Here is a 21,093-nt window from a genome sequence, read left to right as displayed (position 1 = left end):
GACGCGCGCGAGCCGCGCTCTCGCTGGCTCGAGCCCGTCGTCCTCGAGGACGAGCGTTTTCGTCTCCGGCCCTGGCGGGAGAGCGATGCCGTCAGGCTCGTGGAGACGGCGAGCGACGCACTCTTCCGGCAGATGCTGCCGCACTCGCCGCTGCCGCGCTCGGTCGAGAACGTGCCTGCCTACCTCGAGCGGGTGCGCCTCTCGGAGGCGAACGGCGGCCGCGTCGCATGGTGTGTCGCGGACCGGGAGACCGACGTCGCTCTGGGCAACGTCGCCCTCTTCGAGTTCGACACCGATGAGCCGGACGGCACCGCACAGGTCGGCTACTGGGCACACCCCGAGGGCCGCGGGCGCGGTGTCATGGCGGCCGCGGTCGACGCGGTCTGCACGTGGTCGATGGGCAGCCAGGACGACGGCGGGCTCGGCCTGCGCCGGCTCTTCCTGCTCACCGCCCAGAGCAACCTCGCCTCCCAGCGCCTCGCCGAGCGGGCCGGATTCGTCCGCGTCGGCACGGAGCGGGCGAGCGCCGAGACGGCCGACGGCGGGTGGGAGGACAACGCCCTCTACGACCGCCTCCGCGACTGACAGCCCCCCGATCGAAAGAACAGCATTCGGGGGCCTTCGCCCCCAAAGCTGTTCTTTCGATTGGGAGGAGCCCCCGAAAGCTGTTCACTCGATCGGAGTGCAGGGGCGTGCGCGACTAGGCTCAGCGGCATACGGCAGTTGTTGTCCGAGCTCAAAGGAGAGTCATGTCGATCGCTCACCGCACCGTCGGCTCCGGCCCGCGCACCGTCTTCCTCACCCACGGGTGGTTCGGCTCGTCCGACGGCTGGGGCACCTTCCCGGACTACCTCGACGGCGACGCCTTCACCTGGGTCTTCACCGACATCCGTGGCTATGGGCAGCGCAAGGACGAGCAGGGCGACCAGTCCCTCGAGGAGTCCGCGGGTGACATCCTCGCCCTGGCCGACGAGTTGGGCGCCGAGCGCTTCTCCGTCGTCGGCCATTCCATGGGTGGGGCCGTGATCCAGAAGGTCCTGGCGATGGCTCCCGACCGTGTCGAGGCCCTCGTCGGGGTGTGCCCGGTCAGCTCGACGCCGTCGGCCTTCGACGAGGCTGGGCGCGAGCTCTTCTGGGGCGCCCCGGAGGACCGCGACAAGCGGTACGCCATCATCGACTTCACGACGGGTAACCGGAACACTCCCGGCTTCGTCAACGCGGTCACCGACTGGTCGTTGGAGCACTCCACCAAGGAGGCCTTCACCAAGGTCCTCGACGCGTGGGCGAAGCCCGACTTCGCCGAGGACGTCAAGGGCAAGGAGCTGCCCGTTCTGGTCCTGGTCGGCGAGCACGACCCGGCGCTCGGCAAGGAGACCTGCGAGCAGACGTGGATGCAGCTCTTCCCCAAGGTCCGGCTCGAGGTGGTCGCCAACGCGGGCCACTACCCGATGTTCGAGGCGCCGGTGAACCTCGCCACCCGCATCAACAACTTCCTCAAGGAGGCCGGCAACTGACCACGCCTGGCACGGTCGAGGCCACTCGGCTGCTGCACGACCCGTCGACCTACGTCGACGGGGTGCCGTATGACGTGCTGGCCGAGCTGCGGCGGGAGCATGGCGTGGTGCGCATCGACGAGCCCGAGCAGCTCGGCTGGCCGGAGGGACCGGGCTACTGGCTCCTCCTTCGGCACGCGGACGTGGTGCGGGTCCTGCGCGACCCGAAGGCGTTCTCCTCGTGGGTGGGCGGCACCCAGATCAGGGATCCGGCCACGCCGGCGGACCTCGCCTACGTGCGGCGGATGATGCTCAACATGGACCCACCAGAGCATTCGCGGCTGCGGCGGATGCTGGCCAGGTCCTTCACCCCGAGGGCGATCGGACGCCTTGAGTCTCAGATCGCAGGTCATGCCAAGGGGGTCGTCGACCGGATGCTCGCCGGGCCGCGCGAGTGCGACTTCGCCAAGGACGTGTCTGCCGACCTGCCGCTGCTCGCGCTCGCGGACATCCTCGGCGTGCCGTCGGAGGACCGGTGGCTGATGTTCGACTGGTCCAACCGCGTGATCGGTTGGCAGGACCCCGACTACGCCTCGAGCGCGGCCTTCACCGGGGAGGGCGGGTCGGATCTCGCGGCGGCGGCCTTGGGGGCACGGCCCTCACCTGGACCGGACGGTCGGATGCCAGACCCGCGCAGCCGCTCGGGCATGCCCGACCTCTACCGGTATGCCGCTGGGCTCGGTGAGCGCAAACGTGCCGATCCGGGCGACGACGTCATGTCGATCCTCATGGCCCAGCGCGACGATGCGGCCGGCGGGGACGGGCACGTGTCCATCGAGGAGTTCGAGAACCTGTTCTGGCTCTTCGCCGTGGCCGGCAACGAGACGCTCCGCAACGGCCTCCCCGGCGCGATGATCGCGTTGCTCGAGAACCCCGTTGCACAACGGGCACTCCGGGCGGATCCGACGCGAATCGGCGGTGTGGTGGACGAGCTGTTGCGTTGGTGGACGCCCGTCATGACATTCCGGCGCACGGCGACGGTGGATGTCGATGTGGCGGGCCAGCGCATCGCGGCGGGCGAGAAGGTGGTCGTGTCCTTCGCGTCCGCGAACCGTGACGAGTCGGTGTTCGCCGACCCTGACCGTTTCGACGTGGACCGCAACGCCAAGGCGCATCTCGCCTTCGGGCACGGTCCGCACTTCTGCCTCGGGGCTCATCTGGCGCGCGTGCAGATGACCGCGCTGTTCACCGAGGTGCTCGGCAGGACGTCGTCGATCGAGGCTGCGGGGGAGCCGGCCTACCTGCGGTCCAACTTCCAGCGCGGGGTGAAGCGGCTACCGATCCGCTGGACCGCCTGACCCGGGTTTCAGCGCCCAGCCCATGCGACAACTCGCACCCTGCTCCGGCAAGCGGAGCAGGATGCGAGTCTGGTCATCCAAAGGGCCCGACGAGCGCGCTCGATCGCTCGTCAGCGGCTGGCCGCCCGGCGATCGTCCGATGTCGAACGGACTGCGCTCCGGTCCATCTCGACCGGCGCAGGGGCGCTCGCCTCGGTGCTCGCCTTGATCGCCTTGGTCTCGTCGATGCTGGCTCGCAGCAGCGAGACGAGCTCTGCGGAGGGGTCATCGACGCAGGCGCGGGCGACGCCGTTGACGGCCAGCGAGACGACCTTGGCCGCGGCGTCGGCGCGCAGGTCCCGGGTCCCGACGCGGCGCACGAAGTCCCGGGCCCACTTCTCGGCGCCCGGCACGTGGGCGAGCGCGACCTTGGCCTCGTCACTGAGCACGTTGGCGTCGCGGCCCTCGATGTCGTTGAGGTGACGCTCGGCGCCCATGACGGCCAGCGCCATGACGTTCTGCCGCTCAGCCGATGCGATCGGCAGGGCGACGAGAGCGGCGCGGCGCATGAGGGTCGGCGCGACCCGTCGGTCGTCCGGGTTCAGCCCGACGACCTCGGGGATCATCATGGCCAGCTCCTGACGGCGGACGTCGCCGAGGGCGTCGTTGACGCACCGGGCCAGTGAGGCGAGGACGGGATGGGTGCACTTGGGGTGGTCACTCCACCGCTCGCCGGCCAGGTAGGAGGCCATCTCCATGAAACAGGCGCCCTTGCGAGGGTTGCGATGACGTCCGCGGGAGAGGACCGGCACGCCGTCCGGGATGACGTCGAGCGGCTGGGATGTCTTGGTTGCGGATCGACCGAACATGTTTGCTCCCTGTGTGCGGTGCGCTGACCTCTACCCAATATGCGCGCACTGACCCCTGCCTGACCAGCCCTTCGGCACATTCGGCTCCGCAGCGTTCCCTACCGACGCTGCCGCACCCTGCTGGGCGCCGGGGCGTCAGTCGCCCTCCGGCGGCGCCAGCCGCTTCAGCAACGGGCCGACGATGTCCATCGGGAGCGGGAACACCACGGTGGAGTTCTGGTCGGCGCCGAGCTCCAGCAGGGTCTGCAGATAGCGCAGCTGGAGCGACGCCGGGCTCTGCGAGAGCATGTCGGCCGCCTGCTTCAGCTCGCCCGAGGCCTGCAGCTCGCCCCGGGCGTTGATGACCTTGGCCCGGCGCTCGCGCTCCGCCTCCGCCTCCCGGGCCATGGCGCGCTGCATCTGCTCGGGGATCTCCACATCCTTGATCTCGACGACGGACACGTCGACGCCCCAGGGCTTGGTCTGCAGCTCGATGATCTCGCGCAGGTCGTGGTTGAGGTCCTCGCGGTGGGCCAGGAGCGTGTCGAGGTCGGCCCGGCCGACGACCGACCGCAGCGTCGTCTGGGCGATCTGCGAGGTCGCGACGGCATAGTTCTCGACCTGCATGACCGCCGCTTCCGGGTCCACCACGTTGAACAGGACGACGGCGTTGACCCGCGCCGGCACGTTGTCCTTGGTGATGACATCCTGGGGCGGGATCGTCAGCGTGACGACACGCAGGTCGACCCGCTCGAGCCGGTAGAGCCCGGGGGGCAGCAGGTGCAGCCCCGGCAGGTAGATCGGCATCAGCTTGCCGAGCCGGAACACGACGCCCCGCTCGAACTGGGGGATGATCCGGACCGACGTCGCCACGATGGCGGCGCCGACGATGAGGACTGCTAGGACAGGGGCGATCCAGCCGGGCATGGGCTCACTTCCGCGTCGTGGGATTGGACAGGGTGGTGGGGTTGGGCAGGTCGACCCGGCGCCGGTCGCTGGCCCAGCGGGTCTGGTAGCGATCGAGGACCTGGCCGAGTGACGGCTGGCCCGTCGACTGGCCGGGACCGGATGGTGCGGCATCCTCTGCGTCGGGGGCGTCGCTCGAGGCGTCGCTTCGGAGGTGCTCGGGGAAGTTGCTCGGTGTGCGCCACAGGTGTTTGGCCAGGGGCATGCCGGCGATGAGGGCGACGACGACGGCGGCGGTGAGGACGATGACGTCACCTGCCCCGTGGGCCCCGAGCAGCATCGCGGTCGGCATGAAGACCGCGACGGCCGCCACAGCCAGGGCGATCCCGCGGTGGAAGCGCCCCGCGTCGGAATAGGGCCACGGGTCGACCTGCCGGGTCAGCTCCCGCGGCCCCGGCGAGGGCGAGCACTCGTCCTTGACCGGGCACCGGCCACAGATCGCATGCTGGCCCTGGTAGCGGATCACCCGCTTGTCCGGGTCGAAGGACGCCGGCCAGAGCCACTGGTCCTCGTGACACTTCCACGCGTCCTGGTCCGCGTGGTAGACGAAGTTCCCCGTCCGCCACCGTGCCGACCGCTCCGCCGACCGCGCCCCCATCCGGTCGAACAGCCACGCGATGACGAGGAGCACGGCAGAGTAGCCGCTGACGAGCAGCACGGTGACGGACGGGGCACGCATCGCGGCCTCCTACTTCTTCTCGGCAGGCTCGAGCTCGACGAAGAGCACGTCCTGAGGCAGCTCGTCGACGACCTTGCCCTGTCGATAGTGACGCAGGCCGAGCCAGGTCATCCAGAGGAACGGCAGCACGCCGCCGATGATGAAGATGAGGTCGCCGGGCATCCGACCCCACTCGAGCAGGGCATTGGTCGTGTTGGTGACGAACGCCAGCTCCCGCGCCTCGTAGTAGCCCTGTCCGACCGAGTGGTAGAGCTGGAGGACGCCGAGCGGCAGGAGCGTCGCGAAGACCATCCAGGCGAGGCCGATGTTGAGGCTCCAGAAGGACACCTTCGCCCACTTCTCCGGCCACTTGTCCGGCGGGATGAGGTACCGCAGCGCGAACATGGCAAGGCCGACGGCCAGCATCCCGTAGACGCCCATCATCGCCGCGTGGCCGTGGTTGGCCGTGAGCGCCGTGCCGATCTCGTAGTAGCTGACGATGGGCAGGTTGATGAGGAACCCGAACACACCGGCGCCGAGGAAGTTCCAGAACCCGACGGCCACGAGGAACATGACGGCCCAGCGGTGCGGGAACGGTGCCGAGGTCTTCGCCTCCTGCCGGGCGCCGAGCTGCATGAACGCCCAGGCCTCGACAGTGAGGAAGGTCAGCGGGATGACCTCCGCGGCGGAGAAGAACGCGCCGAGGGCCATGTGCTCGACCGGGGTTCCCGAGAAGTAGAGGTGGTGCATCGTCCCGATGACGCCGCCCATCGAGTACAGGATGATGTCGAGGAAGATGATGCCTAGCGCGATCCTCTCCCGGACGACGCCGAGCATGACGAAGATGTACGCGACCATGACGGTCGTGAACAGCTCGAGGAAGTCCTCGACCCAGAGGTGCACCACCCAGAAGCGCCAGAACTCCGCGACGGACAGGTGCGTCTCGGACGTGGCGAGCAGGCCGACCGCGTAGAAGGCCGGGATCGCGAGCGCCGAGAAGAAGAAGAGCCACGGCATGTTGCCCTTCGACTCGCCCCGGAGACGCGCGCGGATTCCCCTGAAGATCATGACGATCCAGAGGACCATGCCGACGGTGAGCAGGATCTGGAAGACGCGCGGGAGGTCGAGGTACTCCCACTGCTGGGCGAACAGCGGACCGTCGGCCCACTCCACACCGTGGATCGACAGGGCCTCGGCGATCAGCGAGCCGAAGACGACGACGGCCAGGGCACCGAGCAGGGCATACGCAAGCCTGTGCTGTCCCTTCGGCTCACGCCCGGAGATGAGCGGGGTGAGGAAGATGCCCGCCGCGAGGAAGCCCGCCGCGGTCCAGAAGAGGGACAGCTGGACGTGCCAGGTCCGGGCGAGGTTGTAAGGCAGCAGCTGCGCCAGGTCGAAGCCGAAGAACGAGAGGATGTCGGCTCGGTAATGCTCGGCGGCGGCGCCGACGAGAGTCTGGATGAGGAAGAGCAGGGCGATGACGAAGAAGAACCAGGCCGTCGCGCGCTGCGCCAGCGTGAGTCCGACCGTCCCCGGCTGGCGGAAGGCGATCGCCGGCGCCTCCTCGGAGTGCCAGCCGATCTTGCGACTCCACCGGCCGTAGACGGCGAAGAGGATGCCGGTCCCTCCGATGAGCGCGATGAGGGACAGGCCCGACCAGACGAGGAGGTCTGCGGTGGGGCCGTTCTCGACGCGTGGCTCCATCGGCCAGTTGTTCGTGTAGGAGTAGTCGAAGCCGGGCCGCTCGGCGGCCGACGCCCACGCCGTCCATGCGAAGAATGCCGTGATCTGGTGGATCTGCTGAGGGTCCTCGATGAGGTTCGGCTTGAGGCCGTAGCGCGTCGAGTCTTCGCCGAAGAAGTTCGCGTAGTACAGCTTCGCGTCCTCGAAGGCGCCGACCTGGTTGTCGGTGAAGGTGAGCACTCCGGTGGACTCGTCGTAGCGGTTGGTCCGCCATTCCTCGACGTTGCGGGTCTTGGGGTCCTGCGCGCCGCTGTCGCGGATCTGGTGCTCGGTGAACTCCGCTGCGTGGCGGAGGTATTCGGCCGTGAAGTCTGGGCCGAGGTAGCCGCCGTGACCCATGATCGAGCCGTACTGCATGAGGCCGCGAGCCTGGAACAACGCCTGGCCGGCGGTGATGTCCTCGGTGGTGAAGACAGTCTGGCCGGTGCCGGAGACGACCCGCTCGGGCTGCGGCATCGAGGCCGTGTACGTCCGGTACGTGAGGATGCCCATCACGAAGAAACTGAAGAGCATGACGAGGGCGACGCCCTGGACCCAGCCCTTCCCTACCAGCATCTGACGTTTCGAGGTGTCCCTCTGGGTCGGCGTAGCCACCATCGCTGCTCCTGGCGAGTAATTTTTACGGGCGGAACCAGTTAAAAGCAGGGGAACTCTACAGCAGTGCCACGGACCGTACTCGCGTTGCCCTTGGCCCGCGATTCCAACACGCCTCAACGGCAAAGGAAGGACCCCTCCACGTGGGCGCGTGGCGGGGTCCTTGAGGCCGTATGCCGCTGGGCTCGCTCGGCGCGGACCGCTGGGTCAGACTCTGGCTCAGGTGGGCTGGTCAGGTGGGCTGGGTCAGGTGGCCGGCTCCGGCGTCGGGACGTCGGGCACAGCGTCGGCCTCCTCGCGGGCCTGGCCGTCCCCACCGCGACGAACCGCGGCGAGGAGCATCTGGGCGACGTCGACGACCTCGACCTCGCCCTCGGCCTTCGTGCCCTCCTGGACGGCGGCGTTGAGGCCGTCGGTGAGCATGACCTTGCAGAAGGGGCAGCCGATGGCGATCCGGTCCGCACCGGTGGCGAGGGCCTCGGCGGTGCGGTTGTTGTTGATCCGGGTGCCGAGCTGCTCCTCCATCCACATCCGCGCGCCGCCCGCGCCACAGCAGAAGGACTTCTCCTTGCTGCGCTCCATCTCGGCGTACTCGACCCCGGGCAGCACCTGCAGGAGCTCGCGCGGCGGCGCGTAGACCTGGTTGTGCCGGCCGAGGTAGCACGGGTCGTGGTAGGTCACCTTGGACCCCGTCGAACCAGCTCGCGACAATCCGGCCGCGCCGTCCGGGTTCTCGCCGGGTCGCGCGACGGGGGTCAGGCGCTTCTCGCGGACGAGCCGGTTGAGCAGCTGGGTGTGGTGCAGCACCTCGTAGTTTCCGCCGAGCTGCGGGTACTCGTTCTTGATCGTGTTGAAGCAGTGCGCGCAGGTGACGACGATCTTCGTCGCGCCGATCTCGTTGAGGGTCTCGACGTTCTGCTGGGCGAGCATCTGGTAGAGGAACTCGTTCCCGGCGCGGCGAGCCGAGTCACCGGTGCACGACTCGCCGTCGCCGAGGACGGCGAACTTGACGCCGGCGAGGTCGAGCAGCTCCGCGACGGCTCGGGTCGTCTTCTTGGCGCGGTCCTCGTAGGCACCGGCGCAGCCGACCCAGAACAGGTAGTCAACCTCCGCCAGGTCCTCGACGTCCGCCCCCACCTGGGGCACCTCGAAGGGCAGGTCCTTGGCCCAGTCCATCCGCAGCCGCGGCGCGAGCCCCCACGGGTTGGCGTTCTTCTCGAGGTTCTTGAACAGGCCGCCGAGCTCGGACGGGAAGGCCGACTCGATGAGGTTCTTGTAGCGCCGCATGTCGACGATGGCGTCGACGTGCTCGATGTCGACCGGGCACTGCTCGACGCAGGCGCCGCACGTCGTGCAGGACCAGATGACGTCCTCGTCGATGACGGCCCCGCCGCCATCCGGCGTCCCGAAGGGCAGGTAGGCGCCGAGTGGGTCACGGATGTCGTAGCCGGTCTCGCCGACGAGCTGATCCACCGCAACCGCGGCCTTCGTCTTGTCGGAGAAGCCGTTGGACGCCTGCTCGATGCCGGCCGCCCGGACCTCCTCGGAGGCCTGCAGCCAAGGCGCCTTCGCGTGCGCGTGGTCGCGCAGCGCCATGACGAGCAGCTTCGGCGAGAGCGGCTTGTCGGTGTTCCAGGCCGGGCACTGGCTCTGGCAGCGACCGCACTCGGTGCACGTGGTGAAGTCGAGCAGCCCCTTCCAGGTGAAGTCCTCCACCTTGCCGACGCCGAGCGCGGCGTCCTCGTCGAGGTCCTCGACCTTCTCGAAGTCGAGCACCTCACCGCCGACCTTGATCGGCTGCAGCTCACCGAGGCTCGTCCGGCCGTCGGCGTGGCGCTTGAAGAAGATGTTGAAGAAGGCGAGGAAGCGGTGCCAGGCCACCCCCATGGTCGGCGTCAGCGCGATGGTGATCATCCACGCGAAGCTGATCAGGATCTTGATCGCCGCGACGATGATGATGGCGGTCTCGAGCGTGCTCACCGACATGCCGGCAAAGCTCTCGCCGAGCCAGCCCGTCAGCGGGTAGTGCAGCGCCGTAGCGCCGTCGCCCCCGCCCACCTTCTCGAGGGCGTATTCGAGCGGCCGGAGCAGCAGGATGCAGATCATCACGCCGAGGATCGTCAGCTCGACGTAGTACGCCTGCCACCAAGTGGATCCGAAGAACCGGCTGCGGCGCCCGCCGTCACCCGGCGCGGACCGTGGGTGGTTCTTCTGGCGGATGGCGATGAGCATGAGGATCGCGACCAGGCCGGTCCACACCAGCGCCTCCGTGACCCATTCGAACGGCGGGAAGTGGCCGATCAGGGGCAGCGCGAACGACGGCTCGAAGAGCTGGCCGAACGCCGTCACCAGGGTGAGGAACAGGTAGCCGAAGCCGATCATCGTCACCCAGTGCGCGATCGCGACGACCGGCAGGCGTGCCATCCGAGTGTGCCCGAGAAACTCCCGCAGCAGCGTCCGCGTCCGCTCGCCCTTGTTGTCCCCGCGGAACTCGGGCTGGCCGAGGCGGAACGTCGCAAGGTAGTGGTTGACGGTCCGGGCGAGCAGCGCAATGGCCACCACCGTGGTGGCGAGGCAGATGACGATCGCGATGATCTGGAGCGCACTCATGGCCGGGAGTCTACTGACGACTGAGCAGATGCTTAGTTCAGTGTGACACCGGTCCCAGCGGGCCACCACCACGTGAGACCGAGCGGGCGGGGACTTGGCAGTGGATAACCTTGTGTTGGAATATTCATAAGCTGGATTCGATTGTCTGGGACAGTCGACACGAAACCCCTGCCCCCGCACCTCACCTACCACCGCTTCGCCAGAGGGAGCCACCCGATGCCCATTTACGACGACGTGACCAAGCTGATCGGCAACACGCCACTCGTCCGACTCAACAAGGTCACCGACGGAGCGGAGGCGACCGTCGCCGCGAAGCTCGAGTTCTACAACCCGGCCAGCTCGGTCAAGGACCGCATCGGGGTGTCCATCGTCGATGCGGCGGAGGCGAGCGGTGAGCTCAAGCCCGGGGGCACGATCGTCGAGGCCACGTCGGGCAACACCGGCATCGCGCTCGCCATGGTCGGCGCCGCCCGCGGGTACAACGTCGTCCTGACCATGCCGGAGTCGATGTCCAAGGAGCGCCGCGCCCTCCTTCGTGCCTTCGGCGCCGAGCTCGTGCTCACCGACCCGGCCACCGGGATGAAGGGTGCCGTCCAGCGCGCCGAGGAGATCGCGGCCGAGCGGGGCGGCGTCCTCGCCCGCCAGTTCGCCAACGAGGCCAACCCGGAGATCCACCGGAGGACGACCGCCGAGGAGATCTGGAAGGACACCGACGGCAAGGTCGACATCGTCGTGTGCGGCATCGGCACCGGCGGCACGATCACCGGCGTCGGCCAGGTCCTCAAGTCCCGCAAACCCGACGTGAAGATGATCGCGGTCGAGCCGGAGGAGTCGCCGATCCTCAACGGCGGCCAACCCGGTCCGCACAAGATCCAGGGTCTCGGCGCCAACTTCGTGCCCGAGATCCTCGACACCGACATCTATGACGAGGTCATCGACGTCAACGTGGCCACCTCCGTCGAGTACGCCCGTCGCGCCGCGACCGAGGAGGGCCTGCTCGTCGGCATCAGCTCCGGCGCCGCCATCGCCGCGGCCGCCCAGGTCGCGGCCCGCCCGGAGAACAAGGGCAAGACGATCGTCGTGATCATCCCGTCCTTCGGCGAGCGCTACCTGTCCACCATCCTCTTCGAGGGCCTCGTCGACTGACCCTCCCAGGAGATCCCATGAGCACCGCCGTGAACCACGAGCGTGAGCGCGCCCATCCGGCGCCCGAGACCCCGCTGAAGCTCGTCCGCACGTCCGACGTGGAGCCGGCTCAGCGGCATACGGAGAAGAAGAGGCCGTATGCCGCTGGGCTCGGTCTCGTACGGAAGGTGGCCGAACGCTTCGTCGAGGACGTCGACGGCGCCATCGAGCGGGACCCGGCGGCGACGTCACGACTCGAGGTCGTGCTGACGTCACCCGGACTGCACGCGATCTGGGCGCATCGGGGCCTGCACGAGCTGTGGAAGCTGCCCGGCGGGAGGCTGCCCGCTCGGGTCCTCGCAACGGTCACGCGGTCAGTCACCGGCGTGGAGATCCATCCCGGCGCCCGCATCGGGCGACGCTTCTTCATCGACCACGGGATGGGCGTCGTCATCGGCGAGACCGCGGAGGTCGGTGACGACGTGATGATGTACCACGGCGTCACGCTCGGCGGGCGCTCGCTGTCGCGGGTCAAGCGCCACCCGACGGTCGGCAACCGCGTCACCCTCGGCTCCGGCGCCCGGATCCTCGGCCCGGTCACGGTCGGTGACGACACGCAGGTCGGGGCCAACGCGGTCGTCGTCAAGGACGTCCCCTCCGGAGCCGTGGCGGTCGGCGTGCCGGCGGTGCTGCGGTTCCCCAAGAAGAGTGCGACGAACCAGTGGCTCGATCCCGCGATGTTCATCTGACAGGTCTGGCGGGTGACGCGTTTGGGTGTCGCGGCCCGTGGGTAGTACGTGTCTGAGGCGCTCTGCCTCCCCGCGGCCCCGTTGTGTATCCCCCTGCGCAGCGGGGCCCGCCGTTGCCCCTCGTCTTTGGTGCATCGCTTCGCGCCGGTCGATTCGGGGCGAAGCCCGGGCCTTGGCTACACTCGGCGCACTTGGAGGGCTCGCATAGTGGCCTAGTGCGGCGGTCTTGAAAACCGCTATGGGTTCATAGCCCATCGTGGGTTCGAATCCCACGCCCTCCGCCATGCCCCCGGCGACAGGTCCACGATCGTCTGGAGGTCAGCGCGGGGTCCGGCGCCCTCTTCCGGGCCCCGCGCCGAGTCCAGGTGCCCTGGCCAACTTCCCACCAATTGGCCAGGGCGTGGACCCCCTCTTCCCTCCCCGCTTTGTCGGATCGTGTCGCATGGTGTGTGCCTGCTGTCCCGGCCGCCGCACATCGGTGAAACTGGTCTCGTGGCGGACATTGCGGCGGAACTTGCAGGGATTGAGCTCTTCGCGGGCCTCGATCCCGAGGCCCTCGGTCGCCTCGGCGAGCGAGCCCACGTTCAGCGGGTCGGACGCGGGCAGGTCCTCTTCGTCGAGGGCGAGCCGAGCGACACGTTCCTCCTGGTTCGCAGTGGTCGACTCAGGGTCTTCCGGGACTCCCCTCAGGGCGACGAGCTGACCCTGAGCTTCATCGAGCCGGGAGCGACGATCGGCGAGCTGTCGGTGGTGGACGAGCAGCCTCGGTCCGCCTCGGTGGATGCGGCCGAACCGTCCGTGCTCGTCGCCGTGCCGAGCGGTGCAGTCCGGGAGGTGCTGCGGTCGAGCCCCGACTCGGCGTGGCACGTCGCCCAGCACTTGGCTGGCACGGTGCGCCACCTGACGGACACCACTGCCGACCTCGTTCTGCTCGACCTGCCTCGGCGACTCGGCAAGCTCATCCTCGAGCAGGCCGTCGATGTTGGCGATGGCCGTCTGACGACGACCTTCGTCACGAGCCAGTCCGGTGTGGCGACGATGCTCGGGGTGACCCGGCAGTCGCTCAACCGTGCCCTGGCGGCCTTGGTCAGGCGGGGATGGGTCAGGATGGCGGACGGCGGTCGGCTGGAGATCGTCGACGCTGCTGCGCTGCGGCGCTTCATTGCGTCCTGATCCCGTCTCGCGTTCGGCCGTCCGGCGGTCAGGCCGCCCGGATGTCGGTCCGCGGGTCCCGGGTGCGGGCCGCTTCGGTGGGGAGCAGCTCGTCGTGGTGACGACCGGGGACCCAGCAGGCCCAGTCGTGCCACGGGGTGCGGGACTCGAGGTCCCAGGTGTGGGAAGAGGGGCGGGTGTCGAGGGCGATGGCGTTCATGGTGACTCCCTGGTGGGTGGAGAGTTTGGCTGATGTCCCACAGCCTGCTCCCGCAGGCAGGTCCCCGGCTGTCACCTGGGTGACCGCAGCCCTGTCATCCAGGTGACACGGTGCTCCGTAAGGTAGGGAGTCGTGACCGTCCCCGAAGAGCAGTCCGCAATGGGCCACCGAGCCCGCGACCGGGACGTTGACCTCGACTCCGTCGTCGCCGGCCTCGCGCCGCTCACCCTGCCCACGACGCCGCCGCTGGTGTTGCGAGGGCAGACCTTCGACGCGGGGCGTCCCGCGGTCATGGCCATCGTCAACCGGACGCCGGACTCGTTCTTCGCCGCCAACCGCCATGCGCAGCTCGACTCGGCCAAGCGCGCCCTCGAGGAGGCGCTGGACCTGGGCGCCGATCTCGTGGACGTCGGTGGCGTACGGGCCGGGCAGGAGGGGGAGCAGGTCGACGAGGAGGAGGAGATCCGCCGTGTCGTGCCCTTCCTCGAGTGGGCTCGGAGCGCGCACCCGGACATCATCCTCAGTCTGGACACGTGGCGCTCGGGCGTCGCCCGAGCCGCGGCCGGCGCCGGCGTCGATCTCATCAACGACACGTGGGGCGGAGCGGATCCCGGGCTCGTCCACGTCGCTGCCGACCTCGGTGCCGGCTATGTCGTGTCACACGCGGGCGGCCTGCCGCCGCGCACCGACCCCGTCGGCGTCACCTACGGTGACGACCCGCTCGACGTGGTGCGTGACGTCGTGACCACCCTCGTCCGCGGTGCCCGGGCGGCCGAGCTCAGCGGCATACCCGCTGAGCGCATTCTCATCGACCCGACGCTGGACTTCGGCAAGACGACCCAGCACTCCCTCGAGGTGCTTCGACACACGGCCGATGTCGCAGCACTCGGCTATCCCGTCCTCCAGGCCTTGTCGCGCAAGGACTTCGTCGGCGAGAGCCTCGACCTGGCTCCCGAGGACCGGCTCGAAGGCTCCTTGGCAGCAACGGCCGTCGCTGCCTGGCTCGGCGCCACGGTCTTCCGAGCGCACGACGTACGGGCCACCCGCAGGGTGGTTGACATGGTCGCCACGATCCGGGGAAACCGACCGCCCGTGCACGCGAAGAGGGGCATGGGACACGGGGATCCGGCGAACTCCTGGTGAATCCGCAAATTGCCCGAGGTTCCAACAGGACGACCCGGGAGTAGCGTGCTAAGTTCGTCGCGGTTGCAGTTGCAGTTCCTCGCAGTCGAGTAGGTGCCCGTCATCCACAAGGTGACGGGTTTTCAGTATCGACGTCGACGGGTTCGCCCGACGAGTGGCAGAAGCGGCAGCCTGGGACCACGCGAGGTGCGTGATCCCACTGGCTAAAGAAGGAAAGAGTTACCCGTATGGCACAGGGAACCGTCAAATGGTTCAACGCTGAGAAGGGCTTTGGTTTCATCGCCCAGGACGGCGGCGGCCCCGACGTCTTCGTCCACTACTCGGCCATCCAGACGAACGGCTACCGTTCGCTGGACGAGGCGCAGCGCGTCGAGTTCGAGGTCACGCAGGGTCCGAAGGGTCCGCAGGCCGACGCAGTGCGTCCGCTCTGATCCCAAGGATCGAACGCAACGAGCGACACCCATCAGTCGTTTGTGACAGAGCCCCCCGGCCGTGCCGGGGGGCTCTGTTCGTCCGGTGTCAGGCGCACTCGTCGACGTCGGCCGTCTCGGTCGGCGTCGGGGTGGGGGTCGACCGGGTCTTCGTGGTGGTCGGCTTCGGCTTGCTCGTCGGCTTCGGCGGGTCGATGGCCTTCTTCACAAGAGAGCGGACCAGCTCGTAGTCGGGGTTGCTGCTGTAGGGGAAGCCGTTCTTCGCCGAAAAGCCCAGGCTGGTGATCTTCGCCTTCTGGACCCTTTCGACGAGCTCGGAGAAGGCGGGCAGGTTCTGGCCCGGAATGTCGGTGTAGACGTTTTCCTTGAGGATCTGCGCGATGCTGGCGTATTTCGTCAGCATGAAGGCCGGGTCCACGTGGTTCACGACCGCCTGAACGACGCACCTCTGTCGTTGCTGACGATGGTCGTCGCTGTCCGCAGCGCGGGTGCGCGCGTACCACAGCGCCTCGTACCCGTTGAGCACCTGGGGCCCGAGCTTGTCGAAGTAATGGGCGTAGCTGCCGTCGGCGTGCTTCTGCCCGTAGGGCAGGGGAGTCTTGCCGTCGAACCCGCCCAGCTTGACGTTGACCTCGACGCCGCCCATCGCGTTGACGAGCTCGGTGAAGCCCTTGAGGTCGATGACCACGAGATGGTCGATCTTGAGGCCGAGGACCTCGCCGACGACGTTTCGCGTCTCGGTGCGCCCGGGGACGTCGTCCTCGGGGTAGGCATCGGGATGCTTCTCCCGGAACTGGTCGACCTCGGCCCAGATCGCGTTGATGGCGCAGGGGTCGGCCGAGTCCGCAGCCTTGCGCGGGCAGTTTGGCGCGTCGTGGCTGCCGCCATAGGTGCCTTCCGGCCACAGCTCCCGGAGCGGGCTGTCCGCGGGGAGGGGGGCCCACTCGAAGTTGCGCGGGATCGAGATGAGCACGGTCCGGCCGGTCCTCGTGTCGATGCTCGCGACGATCATCGAGTCCGGCCGCGTGCCGACTCGACCGATGCCCGCATCGGAGCCCATGAGGAGCAGGTTGACGCGCGGCGTGTCCCGCCACGGGTCGGCATTGGGTTCATCGACGACCTTGGCGCCCTCGCCGGGTCTCAGGGGCTGGGCGCTGAAGACCTCGGCGATCGTGTCCTTGGTGATCAGGGCGGCCTCGGCGCCCTTGTACGTCCCGGTGCCGACCAGGGCGACCAACAGGGTGGTGAACAGCGCGAGGATGCGCGTGCGGGACCGGTCCAGCCACTCGGGTCGAGCTGCCACTGCGGTCGCGACGATCGACCCGCACCAGATCAGCCCGCCGGCCGCGAGGAGAACGCCGGCGACCTGGAGCAGGTCCGGGTGGCTCAGGACGTAGAGGCCGAAGTCCTTGACGCCCCGGGACGCGAGGAGGTAGGCGAGGGCGGCGAGGCCTGCGAAGAAGACGGTGAAGATCAACCACCCTGCTGTCCGGGCACGGGTCCGGATCAGGCCGGCGCCCGGGATCGCTGCTCCGAGGGCGACGAGGCGCATGGAGCGGCGAAAGCGCGAGCGCAGCTGTCGACGAACGGATCCTCTGCCCACGGGCGCGGCGATGCGCCGGTCGTGGTGCACGGTCATGGGTTCCCCTCGTGGTGGCTGGTGGAGGCAGCCCCAACATTGTGCACGCTCGGCGCCGAGATGCCAGTCGGGTCCCGAAAGCCGGGCGCCGTGGGGATTGTCACGCGCAGGGGTCGACCTCGGCGGGCGGCGTCGTCGTGCCGGGGGTTGTCGTGGGGCTTGGCGTGGGTGTCGACGTGGGGGTCCCGGTCGTGCTCGGTTCGCCCGCGCCGGTCGGCTTCGGCTTGGGCGGGGTGATCGCCTTCGTGACGAGCGCCCGGATCTGCGCGTAGTCGGGGTCGGCTGGGTTGATCCCGTGGCTGGGGTCAATCCCGACGCTGACGAACTTGCCTGACTTCTGGATCCGCTCGACGAGCTCGACGAAGGCAGCGAGGTTCGCGGCCGGGATGTCCGTGTAGATGTTCTCGCGCGCGATCCGCGCGATCTCGGCGTACTTCGCGAGCATCGCCGTGGCGCTCACCTGGCCGACGACCGCCTGGACGACACAGCGTTGCCGCGACATCCGGTTGTAGTCGTCGTCCGCGGCACGCGACCGGGCGTACCAGAGCGCCTGGTAGCCGTTCATCCGCATCGGGCCCGGGGTGTCGAAGTAGTTCCGATAGCTGCCATCGGGGTTCTTCGGGCCATAGGGGATCGGCGTCTTCCCGTCATAGCCGCCGAGCTTGACATTGATGGTCACGCCACCCATGGCGTTGATGAGCTGGCGGAACCCCTCGAGGTCGACGACGACAGTGTGGTCGATCTTGAGGCCGAGGATCTCGCCGATGACGTCGCGGGTCTCGGAGCGGCCGGGGGCCTCGTCGCCGGGGTAGGCGTCGGGGTGCTCCTTGCGGAACTGGTCGACCTCGGACCAGATCGCGTTGAGCATGCAGGCGTCGGAGGCTTCCTTCTCCTGGCGCGGGCAGTTCGGCTCCCCGTAGACGCCACCCGGCCACCATTCGCGCAGCTTGCTCGTCTTCGGCAGCGGAACCTGCTGGAGATTCCGAGGCAGGGAGATGAGGACGGTGCGACCGGTCTTGGTGTCCGTGCTGGCGACGATCATCGAGTCGGTCCGTGTCCCGGCGCGACCAACGCCGGCGTCCGACCCGAGGAGCAGGATGTTGACCCGAGGGGTGTCGGCCCAGGGGTCCTCGCCCTCGGCCACGTGTGCCCCCTGGCCCGGCTTGAGCGGTGAGTCCTTGAAGATGACGTCGACGGTGTCGCGTCCGATGAGGGCGAACTCGGCACCCTTGTAGGAGGCTCCTCCGACGAGGACGACCATGAGCGTGGTGAAGACGGCAAGCGACCGCGTGCGGGCCCGATCAAGTCGCCGGGGGCGCGCCTGGACGGCGGTCGCGATGATGGAGGCGCACCAGATGAAGCCGCCGACCGCGAGGACGATGGTGAGCGCGAGCAGGTAGCGCGTGTTGCTGGCGATGACCAGGCCGACGCTGGTCAGGCCACGGGTGAGGACGAGGTAGGAGGCCCCGGCCACGCTGGCGAGGAACACGGCGAGGAGTCCCCAGCCCCAGACCCGGCTCCGCGTCCGGGTCAGACCGGCGCCAGGAAGCACGGTGCCGAGGGCGGTGAGTCCGATGGCGCGCCGGAAGCCCGAGGACAGCTCGCGACGCAACGACCGACGGCCCCCGCTCACGTCGGTGCGCCGTGTCGGCTCGTCGGTCATGGGGTCCTTTCGGGCGTGCGAAAGCGTGCGGGGTGGTCGTCATTCTGCCTTGTCCTACTGTGAGGACGCGCCGAGGTCACAGATGGTTGTCTGTGCTGTGCCCGTCCTGTGCCGGTCCTGTGCCAGCTCCGTGTCAGTCCCTCAAGGCAGCACCCGGTTTTGGCCGGGGAGCGCGCTCCCGGTAGCCTGTGCACGCTTGTGTGTCCCAGTCGTGTCATCGGTGGGATCGCGGGCGTGGAGGCGTCGCATAGTGGCCTAGTGCGCCCGCCTGCTAAGCGGGTTGAGGATAAAACCTCTCGCGGGTTCAAATCCCGCCGCCTCCGCCAAGATGACCAGGACTTCGTGAAGTCCTGGTCATTCTTGTTCGGGGCGACGCTCCCCGCCTCAGTTCGCTCTAGCCCGGCGGGCGTTGGTCTTCTTCGACAGGGGCACGAGGATCCAGAGCACGATGGCGAGCAGTAGGAGCACTCCTCCGGTGGCGACCGCCGCGGTGTGCGACAGCAGGACGTCGAGCACGAGGACCACGCCGCCGATGATGGCCAGCACGAGGGAGACCAGGCCGACGGCCATGAGTCGGCCGGTGTAGCTAACGATGAAGTCCTTGAGTCCCTCGCGGAACAGCGTCCGGTGCAGGGCAACCGGTGCGGTGAACGTGATGACGCTGACCGCTGCTGCCATCAGCGCGATGAGGTAAATCCACTCTTGCAGGTCGGTGATCTCGGCGAAGCGCTGCTGAAAGGGGATCGTCAGCAGGAAGGCGAAGAGGATCTGCACCCCCGCCTGCGCGATGCGCAGCTCCTGGAGTTGCTCGTTGAAGTTGCGGTCAAGACGCTCGGCCTCGGACTCATTGCGCTCGTAAGCCATCTGGTCATCATGCCGCAGCGGCGACAGCGACCCCGCGGAAGCCAGCCTCGGGCGGACGTCACGTCGGGCACGGAGCGAGCTCAGCGGCATACGGACAAATGACGGAGCCCGGCACCCCCCAAGGGTGCCGGGCCCGCATCACGTCGTCCGATCCCACCGACGGGACGGACTACGGCTCACTGCGCGCCGAAGCGCGCCTTGAGACCGTCGAACTCGGCCCACAGCTCCGGCGGGAGCTGGTCGCCGAGAGACTTGAACCAGTCCTCGATGAGGGGCAGCTCGTCGGCCCACTCGGCGGGACGGACCGCGCCGGCCTTCTCGAGGTCCGCCTCGGTGACGTCGAGGCCTTCGATGTCCAGGGCGTTCGGTGCAGGGACGAGACCGATGGGCGTCTCGACGGCCTCCGCCTCGCCCTCCAGCCGCTCGACGATCCACTTGAGGACGCGGCTGTTCTCGCCGTAACCGGGCCAGAGGAAGGAGCCGTCCTCGTCGCGGCGGAACCAGTTGACGCCGTAGATCCTCGGCAGCTTGGAGGCGTCCGCCTGCTTGCCGATCTTGAGCCAGTGTGCGAAGTAGTCGCTCACGTTGTAGCCGAGGAACGGCAGCATCGCCATCGGGTCGCGACGGACGACACCCACGGCGCCAGTGGCGGCAGCAGTCGTCTCCGACGAGAGCGTCGCGCCGACGAAGGTGCCATGCGTCCAGTCCCGCGACTCGTAGACCAGCGGGATCGTCGTCTTGCGCCGGCCGCCGAAGAGGATCGCCGAGATCGGCACACCGTCGGGCTGGTCGTACTCGGGCGCGGCGATCGGGCACTGGGCGATCGGGGTGCAGAAGCGGCTGTTGGGGTGGGCCGCGGGCTTGTCGCTCTCCGGCGTCCAGTCCTCGCCGAGCCAGGAGGTGAGGTGGGCCGGCTTCTCGTCCGTCATGCCCTCCCACCACACGTCGCCGTCGTCGGTCAGGGCGACGTTGGTGAAGACCGAGTTGCCCTTGTTGATCGTGGCCATGGCGTTCGGGTTGGTGGTCTCGCCGGTGCCCGGTGCGACGCCGAAGAGCCCGGCCTCGGGGTTGACGGCGTAGAGGCGGCCGTCGTCACCGAAGCGCATCCAGGCGATGTCGTCGCCGACCATCTCGGCCTTCCAGCCGGGGATCGTCGGCTCGATCATGGCGAGGTTCGTCTTGCCGCAGGCGCTCGGGAACGCCGCAGCGATGTAGTGGACCTTCCCCTCCGGGTTGGTCAGCTTGAGGATGAGCATGTGCTCGGCCATCCAGCCCTCGTCGCGGGCGATGACCGAGGCGATCCGCAGGGCGAAGGCCTTCTTGGGCAGGAGCGCGTTCCCGCCGTACGCCGAGCCGAACGACCAGATCTCGCGGGACTCGGGGAAGTGGGTGATGTACTTCGTGTCGTTGCACGGCCACGGCACGTCCGCCGCGCCGCCCAGTAGCGGAGCGCCGACGCTGTGCACGGCCGGCACCCAGTCCGTGGTCTCGGTGATCAGGTCCAACGCCGCCTTGCCCATCCTGGTCATGATGGCCATGCTTACCACGACGTACGGCGAGTCCGTCACTTGGACGCCGAGCTTGGACAGCGGGCTGCCGAGCGGGCCGAGCGAGAACGGCACGACGTACATCGTGCGGCCGCGCATGCTGCCGTCGAACAGCTCCCGGAGCGTGGCCTTCATCTCGGCCGGCGCGCGCCAGTTGTTCGTGGGTCCGGCGTCATCGGGGTCGACGGAGCAGATGAAGGTGCGGGCCTCGACCCTGGCGACGTCTTTCGGGTCGCTGCGGGCGACAAAGCTGTATGGGCGGTGTTCCGCGTTCACCCGGAGGAGGGTTCCGCTTTCCACCATTTCGCGGG

Annotated in this window: 18 protein-coding genes and 2 tRNA genes; 10 read left to right on the top strand and 10 right to left on the bottom strand. The window is 68.5% G+C overall.

Annotated features, from left to right (window positions below; all coding sequences use genetic code 11):
• The 3 genes from VIR15_RS11505 to VIR15_RS11495 all read left to right on the top strand — a co-directional run.
• A partial coding sequence (locus VIR15_RS11505; RefSeq protein ID WP_331927679.1) for a GNAT family N-acetyltransferase occupies positions 1-585 on the top strand: 585 nt, incomplete at its 5' end.
• A 164-nt stretch (positions 586-749) separates the two neighbouring features.
• On the top strand, positions 750-1,514 hold the full coding sequence (locus VIR15_RS11500) for an alpha/beta fold hydrolase (protein WP_331927677.1): 765 nt from the start codon (positions 750-752) through the stop codon (positions 1,512-1,514).
• A 62-nt stretch (positions 1,515-1,576) separates the two neighbouring features.
• Positions 1,577-2,851 carry a cytochrome P450 gene (locus VIR15_RS11495; RefSeq protein ID WP_331927675.1) on the top strand — a complete coding sequence of 425 codons (1,275 nt, stop codon included), beginning with the start codon at positions 1,577-1,579 and terminating at the stop codon, positions 2,849-2,851.
• Between the two features lie 110 nt (positions 2,852-2,961).
• On the opposite strand, the gene VIR15_RS11490 is transcribed toward VIR15_RS11495, so the two are convergent.
• The 5 genes from VIR15_RS11490 to VIR15_RS11470 form a co-directional block, all read right to left on the bottom strand.
• Positions 2,962-3,699, bottom strand: a complete 738-nt coding sequence (locus tag VIR15_RS11490; RefSeq protein ID WP_331927673.1) for a hypothetical protein — start codon at positions 3,697-3,699, stop codon at positions 2,962-2,964.
• 135 nt (positions 3,700-3,834) lie between these two features.
• The gene (locus tag VIR15_RS11485; protein WP_331927671.1) at positions 3,835-4,605 is read right to left on the bottom strand and encodes a slipin family protein; all 771 of its coding nucleotides are present in this window, start codon (positions 4,603-4,605) and stop codon (positions 3,835-3,837) included.
• A 4-nt stretch (positions 4,606-4,609) separates the two neighbouring features.
• Positions 4,610-5,323 carry a hypothetical protein gene (locus VIR15_RS11480; RefSeq protein ID WP_331927669.1) on the bottom strand — a complete coding sequence of 238 codons (714 nt, stop codon included), beginning with the start codon at positions 5,321-5,323 and terminating at the stop codon, positions 4,610-4,612.
• Positions 5,324-5,332: 9 nt separating this feature from the next.
• Entirely contained in the window at positions 5,333-7,600 is a 2,268-nt protein-coding gene (locus VIR15_RS11475) for a nitric-oxide reductase large subunit (protein WP_331927667.1), read from the bottom strand.
• A gap of 285 nt (positions 7,601-7,885) precedes the next feature.
• Positions 7,886-10,249 (bottom strand): (Fe-S)-binding protein, encoded by a 2,364-nt coding sequence (locus VIR15_RS11470; RefSeq protein WP_331927665.1) that lies wholly within the window; start codon positions 10,247-10,249, stop codon positions 7,886-7,888.
• Positions 10,250-10,465: 216 nt separating this feature from the next.
• Here VIR15_RS11470 and cysK point away from each other — a divergent pair, with 216 nt between their 5' ends.
• The 4 genes from cysK to VIR15_RS11450 all read left to right on the top strand — a co-directional run bounded on the left by cysK (position 10,466) and on the right by VIR15_RS11450 (position 13,296).
• Positions 10,466-11,395 (top strand): cysteine synthase A, encoded by a 930-nt coding sequence (gene cysK / locus VIR15_RS11465; RefSeq protein ID WP_331927663.1) that lies wholly within the window; start codon positions 10,466-10,468, stop codon positions 11,393-11,395.
• Positions 11,396-11,412: 17 nt separating this feature from the next.
• Complete coding sequence (gene epsC / locus VIR15_RS11460) at positions 11,413-12,123, top strand: serine O-acetyltransferase EpsC (protein WP_331927661.1); 711 nt, start codon at positions 11,413-11,415, stop codon at positions 12,121-12,123.
• A gap of 193 nt (positions 12,124-12,316) precedes the next feature.
• Positions 12,317-12,407 (top strand) — tRNA-Ser (locus VIR15_RS11455).
• A gap of 208 nt (positions 12,408-12,615) precedes the next feature.
• Entirely contained in the window at positions 12,616-13,296 is a 681-nt protein-coding gene (locus VIR15_RS11450; protein WP_331927659.1) for a Crp/Fnr family transcriptional regulator, read from the top strand.
• 28 nt (positions 13,297-13,324) lie between these two features.
• Here the strand turns inward: VIR15_RS11450 and VIR15_RS11445 are convergent, their stop codons facing one another.
• On the bottom strand, positions 13,325-13,495 hold the full coding sequence (locus VIR15_RS11445; RefSeq protein WP_331927657.1) for a hypothetical protein: 171 nt from the start codon (positions 13,493-13,495) through the stop codon (positions 13,325-13,327).
• A 132-nt stretch (positions 13,496-13,627) separates the two neighbouring features.
• Between VIR15_RS11445 and folP the strand changes: the two genes are divergently transcribed.
• Positions 13,628-14,638, top strand: a complete 1,011-nt coding sequence (gene folP / locus VIR15_RS11440) for a dihydropteroate synthase (RefSeq protein ID WP_331927655.1) — start codon at positions 13,628-13,630, stop codon at positions 14,636-14,638.
• A gap of 227 nt (positions 14,639-14,865) precedes the next feature.
• A complete protein-coding gene (locus VIR15_RS11435) occupies positions 14,866-15,069 on the top strand; it encodes a cold-shock protein (RefSeq protein ID WP_034805904.1) in 204 nt (67 codons plus the stop codon).
• A gap of 88 nt (positions 15,070-15,157) precedes the next feature.
• On the opposite strand, the gene VIR15_RS11430 is transcribed toward VIR15_RS11435, so the two are convergent.
• Positions 15,158-16,708 (bottom strand): LCP family protein, encoded by a 1,551-nt coding sequence (locus tag VIR15_RS11430; RefSeq protein WP_331927649.1) that lies wholly within the window; start codon positions 16,706-16,708, stop codon positions 15,158-15,160.
• 100 nt (positions 16,709-16,808) lie between these two features.
• Complete coding sequence (locus VIR15_RS11425; RefSeq protein ID WP_331927647.1) at positions 16,809-18,371, bottom strand: LCP family protein; 1,563 nt, start codon at positions 18,369-18,371, stop codon at positions 16,809-16,811.
• 236 nt (positions 18,372-18,607) lie between these two features.
• Between VIR15_RS11425 and VIR15_RS11420 the strand changes: the two genes are divergently transcribed.
• Positions 18,608-18,697: transfer RNA gene (locus tag VIR15_RS11420), tRNA-Ser, on the top strand.
• Between the two features lie 58 nt (positions 18,698-18,755).
• On the opposite strand, the gene VIR15_RS11415 is transcribed toward VIR15_RS11420, so the two are convergent.
• Positions 18,756-19,235, bottom strand: a complete 480-nt coding sequence (locus tag VIR15_RS11415) for a DUF6328 family protein (protein WP_331927645.1) — start codon at positions 19,233-19,235, stop codon at positions 18,756-18,758.
• 176 nt (positions 19,236-19,411) lie between these two features.
• Positions 19,412-21,093: phosphoenolpyruvate carboxykinase (GTP) (locus VIR15_RS11410; protein WP_331927643.1), on the bottom strand; the 1,682-nt coding region annotated here is incomplete at its 5' end.

Origin of the sequence: Intrasporangium sp., assembly GCF_036566125.1 — a bacterium.
Classification (GTDB): Bacteria; Actinomycetota; Actinomycetes; order Actinomycetales; family Dermatophilaceae; genus Intrasporangium.
This window is presented reverse-complemented; position numbering and strand designations above follow the sequence as displayed.